General features: G+C 70.7%; 7 protein-coding genes. 5 read left to right on the plus strand and 2 right to left on the minus strand.

Annotated features, from left to right (window positions below):
* Window positions 1–34: 34 nt before the first annotated feature.
* From ABZT06_RS11275 to ABZT06_RS11290, 4 genes are all read left to right on the plus strand, one after another.
* Window positions 35–1252, plus strand: a complete 1218-nt coding sequence (locus ABZT06_RS11275; RefSeq protein ID WP_355738241.1) for a DUF5931 domain-containing protein — start codon at window positions 35–37, stop codon at window positions 1250–1252.
* Window positions 1249–1923, plus strand: coding sequence for a response regulator transcription factor (locus tag ABZT06_RS11280; protein ID WP_355738245.1), 675 nt, complete (start codon window positions 1249–1251; stop codon window positions 1921–1923). The genes ABZT06_RS11275 and ABZT06_RS11280 overlap by 4 nt, the downstream gene beginning before the upstream one ends.
* Window positions 1924–1976: 53 nt before the next feature.
* A complete protein-coding gene (locus ABZT06_RS11285) occupies window positions 1977–3005 on the plus strand; it encodes a 6-phosphofructokinase (protein WP_355738247.1) in 1029 nt (342 codons plus the stop codon).
* A 61-nt stretch (window positions 3006–3066) separates the two neighbouring features.
* Entirely contained in the window at window positions 3067–4062 is a 996-nt protein-coding gene (locus tag ABZT06_RS11290) for a 2-hydroxyacid dehydrogenase (protein WP_355738308.1), read from the plus strand.
* Here ABZT06_RS11290 and ABZT06_RS11295 read toward each other — a convergent pair.
* The gene (locus ABZT06_RS11295; RefSeq protein ID WP_355738250.1) at window positions 4014–5894 is read right to left on the minus strand and encodes an anthranilate synthase family protein; all 1881 of its coding nucleotides are present in this window, start codon (window positions 5892–5894) and stop codon (window positions 4014–4016) included. The genes ABZT06_RS11290 and ABZT06_RS11295 overlap by 49 nt on opposite strands.
* A gap of 102 nt (window positions 5895–5996) precedes the next feature.
* Entirely contained in the window at window positions 5997–6053 is a 57-nt protein-coding gene (locus ABZT06_RS11300; protein WP_078912442.1) for a trp operon leader peptide, read from the minus strand.
* Between the two features lie 96 nt (window positions 6054–6149).
* Here ABZT06_RS11300 and ABZT06_RS11305 point away from each other — a divergent pair, with 96 nt between their 5' ends.
* Window positions 6150–7502, plus strand: a complete 1353-nt coding sequence (locus ABZT06_RS11305) for a class II 3-deoxy-7-phosphoheptulonate synthase (protein ID WP_306982711.1) — start codon at window positions 6150–6152, stop codon at window positions 7500–7502.
* Window positions 7503–7615 lie beyond the last annotated feature (113 nt).

Below are 7615 nucleotides of genomic sequence, written 5' to 3' on the forward strand. Positions count from 1 at the left end.
TGGGACACGGCAGTCTGAGCCAGGGGTGGGGGACATGGCCAAGCAGGTACGCGTCATGCGCATGTCGGTCGAACAGCCGCTGTGGCGTGCGCTGACCGGGTACCGGGTGCTCACCATGCTGTACGCGGTCGGCCTCTTCGCCACCGCCTACGACGAGTTCGACCGGCCCGGCATCGCCATCACCTACTACGTCGTCCTGTGCGTGTGGACGCTAGCCACCCTGCCCCGCGTCCAGAACGCGGCCGCGTGCACCAAGCGCTTCCTCGCCGTGGACCTCGCGATCGCGGTCACCGGGATCGTGCTGACCCCGCTGGTCGTCAACGACCACCACATCGACAGCGGCGGCTCCACCCTGCCGTCGATATGGACCGCCGGTTCCGTCCTCGCCTTCGCCATCAAGGGCGGCTGGCGCTGGGCCGCGCTCGCCTCCACGCCGGTCGCCGCCGCCAACCTGATCGAGCGCGGCCACCCGGCCCGCGACACCGTCCACAACGTGATCCTCGTCTGGGTCGCCTCCATCGCCATCGGCTACGTCGTCGAGGTCGCCCGCGCCTCCGAGCGCACCCTCGCCCGCGCCCTGGAGATCGAGGCGGCGACCCGGGAGCGCGAGCGACTGGCCCGGGACATCCACGACAGCGTCCTTCAGGTGCTCGCCATGGTGCAGCGCCGGGGCGCGGTCATGGGTGGCGAGGCGGCCGAGCTGGGCCGGATGGCCGGCGAGCAGGAGGTCGCGCTGCGCACCCTGGTCTCCGGCGGCCTGACGCCCGTCTCCCGGGTGTCGCAGGACGCGGCCCAGGGAGCGGTCGTCCGCGTCGTCGACGAAGAGCCGGACGACGACGGCCCGCTCGACCTGCGGGCGCTGCTCGCCCCGTACGCCTCGGCGAAGGTCTCCCTCGTCGAGCCCGGCGCCCCCGTCCCGCTGCCCCCGCCCGCCGCGCGCGAGCTGGCCGCGGCCGTCGGGGCCGCCCTGGACAACGTGCACCGGCACGCCGGTGACCACGCGCGTGCGTGGATCCTCGTCGAGGACGAGCCCGACGAGGTGATCGTGACCGTACGGGACGACGGACCCGGCATCCCCGAGGGCCGGCTCGCGCAGGCGGAGGGGGAGGGGCGGCTCGGGGTGGCTCAGTCGATCCGGGGCCGGCTGCGCGACCTCGGCGGCAACGCCGAGCTGATCTCGCCTCCGGGGCAGGGCACGGAGGTCGAGCTGAAAATACCGAAGGTCTCACGGGGGAAGGCAGGACAGCGATGAACGACAAGGACCCGATCAAGGTGATGGTGGTCGACGACCACCCCATGTGGCGCGACGCGGTCGCCCGGGACCTGGCCGAGTCCGGCTTCGACGTGGTCGCCACCGCGGGCGACGGCGACCAGGCCGTACGCCGGGCCAAGGCGGCCGGCCCCGACGTGCTGGTGCTCGACCTGAACCTGCCGGTGAAGCCCGGCGTCCAGGTCTGCAAGGAACTCGTCGGCCACAACCCGGCCCTGCGCGTCCTCGTGCTGTCGGCGAGCGGCGAGCACGCCGACGTGCTGGAGGCCGTGAAGTCGGGTGCGACCGGCTATCTGCTCAAGTCGGCGTCGACGGACGAACTCCTGGACGCGGTCCGCCGTACGGCCGTCGGCGACGCGGTGTTCACGCCCGGCCTCGCCGGTCTCGTCCTCGGCGAGTACCGCCGCCTCGCCTCCGACCCCACGCCCACCACCGACCCCGACCAGCCCAGGGCCCCGCAGCTCACCGAGCGCGAGACCGAGGTGCTGCGCCTGGTCGCCAAGGGCCTGAGCTACAAGCAGATCGCCGAGCGACTGGTCATCTCCCACCGCACGGTCCAGAACCACGTCCAGAACACCCTCGGCAAGCTGCAACTCCACAACCGGGTCGAGCTCGTCCGCTACGCCATCGAACGGGGCCTCGACGACGAGTGAGACGCGCGTCACACTGACCCTTCGTCAGGCACCTGCGGCGAAGGGAACTGTCCATGCGCGTCGGAGTACTGACCGGAGGCGGCGACTGCCCCGGCCTCAACGCCGTCATCCGGGCCATAGTCCGCAAGGGCGTACAGGAGTACGGCTATGACTTCACCGGCTTCCGGGACGGCTGGCGAGGTCCACTGGAGGACCGCACCGTACGTCTCGACATCCCGGCCGTCCGCGGCATCCTGCCCCGCGGCGGCACCATCCTCGGCTCCTCGCGCACCAATCCGCTGAAGCAGGAGGACGGCATCCGCCGGATCCAGGAGAACCTGGCCGCGCGGGAGGTCGAGGCGCTCATCGTGATCGGCGGCGAGGACACGCTCGGTGTCGCCGCGCAACTGTCCGAACGGCACGGCGTGCCCTGTGTCGGCGTACCGAAGACCATCGACAACGACCTCTCCGCCACCGACTACACCTTCGGCTTCGACACCGCGGTCGGCATCGCCACGGAGGCCATCGACCGCCTGCACACCACCGCCGAGTCCCATATGCGCGTCCTGGTCTGCGAGGTGATGGGCCGTCACGCCGGCTGGATCGCCCTGCACTCCGGCCTCGCGGGCGGCGCCAACGTCATCCTCATCCCCGAGCAGCGCTTCGACGTCGACCAGGTGTGTGCCTGGATCACCTCCCGCTTCAGGGCGTCGTACGCCCCGATCGTGGTCGTCGCCGAGGGGGCCATGCCCAAGGACGGCGACATGGTCCTCAAGGACGAGTCGCTCGACTCCTTCGGACACGTGCGGCTGTCGGGCGTCGGCGAGTGGCTGGCCAAGCAGATCGAGAAGCGCACCGGCAAGGAGGCCCGCACGACCGTCCTCGGGCACATCCAGCGCGGCGGTACCCCCAGCGCCTTCGACCGCTGGCTCGCCACCCGCTTCGGCCTGCACGCCATCGACGCCGTCCGCGACGGCGACTTCGGCAAGATGGTCGCCCTGCGCGGCACCGACATCGTGCGGGTGCCGATCGCGGAGGCGACGGCGAAGCTGAAAACGGTCGATCCCGAGCTGTACGACGAGGTCGGGGTGTTCTTCGGCTGACCCGGCGGGAGTCGGCCGTGGGTCGTATATTCGGCCCATGGCCGACCGAAGGGCAGACGTCTTGGAGATCCTCGCCTTCGGTGTGCAGGCCGACGAGAAGCCCCTGATCGAGAGCGCCTTCGCCGGCCACCACGAGGTCCGCTGCCTGGACGTCTTCCTCAACGAGGACACCGCGCCCATCGCGTCCGGCTACGAGACCGTCTCCACCAGCGTCAACGCCGAACTCGGCGCCCGTGTCCTGGAGGTCCTGGCGGCGGGCGGCACGCGGATGATCGCCCAGCGCTCCACCGGCTACAACAACATCGACCTCCAGGCGGCCCAGCGCCTCGGCATGACCATCGCCCGGGTCTCGTACTACTCGCCGTACTCGGTCGCCGAGTTCGCCTGGACCCTCGCCATGGCGGTGAACCGCCGGGTCGTGCGCGCCTCCACGCGCACGCGTGACTTCGACTTCCGCCTCGACGGGCTGATGGGCCGCGACATGCACGGCCGCACGGTGGGCGTCCTCGGCACCGGGAAGATCGGCGAGGCCTTCACCCGGATCGCCCACGGCTTCGGCATGCGGCTGCTCGGCTGGGACGTCGCCGAGAACCCGGTCTGCCGGGAACTCGGCATGCAGTACGTCCCCAAGGAACAGCTGCTCGCCGAGTCCGACCTGATCACCCTGCACGTCCCGCTGATGCCGGAGACCACCCACCTCCTCGACGCCGACGCCCTGAAAGCCATGAAGGACGACGCGATCCTGATCAACTCCAGCCGCGGCGGCCTCATCGACACCGCGGCCCTCGTCACCGAACTGCGCGCCGGCCGCTTCGCGGGCGTCGGCCTCGACGTGTACGAGGCGGAGGCGGGCCTGTTCTACGTCGACCGGTCCCTGGAGGCCATCGAGGACGACACCCTGGCCCGCCTGGGCACCTTCCCGAACGTCCTGGTCACCTCCCACCAGGCCTACTACACCGAGGACGCCGTCGGCCAGATCATCGACGCCACGGTGCAAAACGTCCTCGACTACACGGCGGGCCGCCGCTCCGGGAACGTGCTGGTACCCCGCAGCTGAGCCACCAGCTCCCGCACGACGGCGGCGCCGTTCAGCGTCAGGACCGACTCCGGGTGGAACTGCACCCCGGCGAAGCCGGGCCCGCGCAGGGCGTGCACCTCGTGCGTGTCGCTCCGGCTCACCTCGACGCCGTGCTCGGCCAGTTCCCGGGCGGCCTCGTCGTCGCAGCGGGCCACGAAGCTGTTGTAGAAGCCGACCGTCTCCGGCCGCCCGAACAGGTCGACGGTCGTCTGCGCCCCCTGGTACGGCACTTCCTTCCGTACGATCTCCAGCCCCAGCTCGGCCGCGATCAGCTCATGGCCGAGGCAGACGCCGAGCACGCCGTGCCGGTGCTCCCGGATCACCAGCGCGGTCAGCTCGCGCAGGAACCGCATCTTGGGATCGTGCAGGTCGGAAGGGTCGCCGGGACCGGGGCCGAGCACGAGGGGCCCCTTGTGCGCGAGCACCGCGTCCTGGAGTCCGGGCTCGTCATACCGCCGTACGGTCACCTCCAGGCCGCTCGACCGCAACACGTGCGCGAGCATCGCCGTGAAGGTGTCCTCGCCGTCGACCACCAGGGCGTGTCCGGTGAGCTGCTCGGACCGCTCCTGCATCCGCAGCCAGAAGGGGGCGAGGTGCGCGCGGCGCCCGTCGAGCGCGGCACGCACGCGTGGGTCCTCGGCAAGACTCACGCGCGCGTGCTCCGTACGCGGCAGGGACGGCCGTACACCGAGAGCCGCCAGCACCCCCGCCGCCTTCGCGTGGGTCTCCGCGACCTCGCTCACCGGGTCCGAGCCCCGCACGAGGGTCGCGCCGACCGGGACCTTCAGGTGCCCTTCGGTGGAGATGTCCGCCGTGCGGATGAGGATGGGGGAGTCCAGGGTCTGCGCCCCGCCGGAGTCCCGGCCGAGCAGCGCCAGCGCGCCCGCGTAGTAGCCGCGGCCCCCGACCTCGTGCCGCTCGATGACCCGGCAGGCGTTCTGCACCGGGGACCCGGTGACGGTCGCCGCGAACATCGTCTCCCTGAGGACCTCCCGCACGTCCAGCGAGGATTTGCCGCGCAGTTCGTACTCCGTGTGCGCGAGGTGGGCCATCTCCTTAAGCCGGGGCCCGATGACGACCCCGCCGATGTCACCGACGGTGCACATCATCTTGAGCTCCTCGTCGACGACCATCGACAGCTCCTCGATCTCCTTGCCGTCGGCCAGGAAGTCGAGCAGGTGCTCGGGGGTGGGGCCCTCGGCGGGATAGCGGTACGTCCCGCTGATCGGGTTCATGACGACGGTCCCGCCGGACATCCGCACATGCACCTCGGGGCTCGCGCCGACCAGGGTGCGCTCGCCGGTGTGGACGACGAAGGTCCAGTACGCGCCCCGCTCGCCCACCAGGAGCCGCCGGAACAGCGCGAGGGCGTCCGCGCGGGAGAATCCCGGGATCTCCCCCTCGTACGTCCGCCGGATCACGAAGTTGGCGCCCTCACCGCGCCCGATCTCCTCGTGCAGGACACGCCCGACGATCCCGGCGTACTCCTCGTCGGCCACGTCGAAGCCGCCGTTCTCGACGCGGACGTCGTGGGCGGGAAGCTGAGAGAGGGCCTCCGCGAGGGAGAGCGTGTGCGTCTCCTCGGGCGTCAGGACGGCGAGCGGTGTCCCGTCGTCGCGTACGTCGAAGCCGCGCTCGCGGATCTGGCGGTAGGGGACGAGCGCGAGGCCCTCGTCGGGGAGGTCGGCGAGACGGTCGCGGGTGCTGACCGGCCCGACGAGGAGTTCGACGGTGTTCTCGTCGTGGCCGGGGGTACGGCGGCGGAGCAGGGCGAAGGGGCGGTCGTCGTTCAGCAGGCCTGTCAGGTCCATGGTTCCTCAAACTCCCGATCACTCGATGTCGGTGAGGAACGACCTCGGAAACGCCGAAGGCCGCCCCTCGGGCGGCCTTCGCGAAGTCTTGCGTACGCGCAGTCAGTGGGCCGCCGGATGAGCGGTCCACCACCAGTTCTGGGTCGAAAGCGCGAACATGCGCCGCACCTTACCCCATGCGCACCTGAGCGGGGCCGTGTCTCACCTGTCGAGCCGTGCGAAAACGACTCGACACGACCCCGTAATGTGGAGGGCGTGACCGTGAACGCTAAGACCAGCGCGAGCGCTGGCAACACCTGGCGAGACCTGCCCGCGGCGCAGCAGCCCGAGTACCCCGACACCGAGGCTCTGCGCGCAGTGATCGCGGACCTCGAGTCGTATCCGCCGCTCGTCTTCGCGGGCGAGTGCGACCAGCTGCGCGCCCGGATGGCGGCCGTCGCCAAGGGAGAGGCGTTCCTCCTCCAGGGTGGCGACTGCGCCGAGGCCTTCGACGCCGTGTCCGCGGACCACATCCGCAACAAGCTCAAGACCCTGCTCCAGATGGGCGCCGTGCTGACGTACGCCGCCTCGGTGCCGGTCGTGAAGGTCGGCCGCATCGCCGGCCAGTACTCCAAGCCGCGCTCCAAGGGCACCGAGACGCGTGACGGCGTGACGCTGCCGACGTACCGGGGCGACTCCGTCAACGGCTTCGAGTTCAACGAGAAGGCCCGTATCCCGGACCCCGAGCGCCTGAAGCGGATGTACAACGCGTCCGCCTCCACGCTCAACCTGGTGCGCGCCTTCACCACCGGCGGCTACGCCGACCTGCGCCAGGTGCACGCCTGGAACCAGGACTTCGTGAAGTCGTCCCCCTCCGGCCAGCGCTACGAGCAGCTCGCCCGGGAGATCGACCAGGCGCTGAACTTCATGCGGGCCTGCGGCACCGACCCGGAGGAGTTCAAGACCGTCGAGTTCTACTCCTCGCACGAGGCGCTGCTGCTGGACTACGAGTCGGCGCTCACCCGCGTGGACTCGCGCACCGGGCGCCTGTACGACGTCTCGGCGCACATGGTGTGGATCGGTGAGCGCACCCGCCAGCTGGACCACGCGCACATCGAGTTCGCCTCGCAGATCCGCAACCCGATCGGCATCAAGCTCGGCCCGACGACCACGGCCGAGGAGGCGCTGCAGTACATCGAGCGCCTGGACCCCGACCGCGAGCCCGGCCGGCTGACCTTCATCGTCCGCATGGGCGCCGACAAGGTCCGCGACAAGCTGCCCGAGCTGGTGGAGAAGGTCTCCGCCTCCGGTGCGACCGTCGCCTGGATCACCGACCCGATGCACGGCAACACCTACGAGGCGGCCTCCGGCCACAAGACCCGCCGCTTCGACGACGTGCTCGACGAGGTCAAGGGCTTCTTCGAGGTCCACAAGGGCCTCGGCACCCACCCGGGCGGCATCCACGTCGAGCTCACCGGTGACGACGTCACCGAGTGCGTGGGCGGCGGCGACGAGATCTTCGTCGACGATCTGCACCAGCGCTACGAGACGGCCTGCGACCCGCGGCTCAACCGCAGCCAGTCGCTCGACCTGGCGTTCCTGGTGGCGGAGATGTACCGCGACCAGTAACCGTCGGCTTCGTCGAAGTGGGGCGCGGATTCCACGGCGGCCGGTGCCACTTCGTGGACGACCCGCGCACCATGTACGAGGAGTCCGCCCGCCTCGCGGTGGAGACGGGCGGC

Origin of the sequence: Streptomyces sp. NPDC005483, assembly GCF_040606035.1 — a bacterium.
GTDB lineage: Bacteria > Actinomycetota > Actinomycetes > Streptomycetales > Streptomycetaceae > Streptomyces.

Coding starts and splice junctions, on each gene's coding strand:
- ABZT06_RS11275 (WP_355738241.1), top strand. CDS start 35: ATGGCCAAGCAGGTACGCGTCATGCGCATGTCGGTCGAACAGCCGCTG.
- ABZT06_RS11280 (WP_355738245.1), top strand. CDS start 1,249: ATGAACGACAAGGACCCGATCAAGGTGATGGTGGTCGACGACCACCCC.
- ABZT06_RS11285 (WP_355738247.1), top strand. CDS start 1,977: ATGCGCGTCGGAGTACTGACCGGAGGCGGCGACTGCCCCGGCCTCAAC.
- ABZT06_RS11295 (WP_355738250.1), bottom strand. CDS start 5,894: ATGGACCTGACAGGCCTGCTGAACGACGACCGCCCCTTCGCCCTGCTC.